This window comes from Bisbaumannia pacifica (genome assembly GCF_007989625.1).
GTDB classification, from domain to species: Bacteria; Pseudomonadota; Gammaproteobacteria; order Pseudomonadales; family Halomonadaceae; genus Bisbaumannia; species Bisbaumannia pacifica.
On sequence record NZ_BJUK01000115.1, the window covers coordinates 1 to 535 of the forward strand.

The 535-nt window shown below is 66.5% G+C and carries 1 protein-coding gene; it reads right to left on the bottom strand.

Translation table 11 applies throughout. The features are described 5' to 3' along the window. A partial coding sequence (locus HPA02_RS18160; RefSeq protein WP_186810029.1) for a 4Fe-4S dicluster domain-containing protein occupies nucleotides 1-535 on the bottom strand: 535 nt, incomplete at both ends.

A 535-nucleotide genomic window follows, 5' to 3' on the forward strand; every position in this document is an offset into this window, starting at 1 on the left:
GGGTAGTTGGGCCCGCCGCCGCCTTCCGGCGCCACCCAGGTGATGTTCTGGGCCGGGTCCTTGATATCGCAGGTCTTGCAGTGCACGCAGTTCTGGAAGTTGATCTGGAACTGCGGCGTGCCGTCGTCGCCTTCGACCACCTCATAGACCCCCGCCGGGCAGTAGCGCTGCGCCGGTTCGGCATACTCGGGCAGGTTGTCGCGGATCGGCAGCTCGGGATCGGCGAGCCGCAGGTGGCAGGGCTGATCCTCCTCGTGGTTGGTGTTGGAGAGGAACACCGAGGAGAGCTTGTCGAAGGAGAGCTTGCCGTCGGGCTTGGGGTAGTCGATCTTCTCGAACTCACTGGCCGGCTTGAGCCGGGCATGGTCCGCGGTGGTGTCGTGGACGTTGGGCAGCTTGCCGCCGAGCAGCTGGTTGACGAAGTTGTAGGCGCCGCCGCCGACGGTGCCGTACTTGTGGATCGCCGGGCCGAAGCTGGCGCTCTCCTCGAGCTCGGCGTAGGCCCAGCTGGCCTGCCACTTGTCGCCAAAGGCGG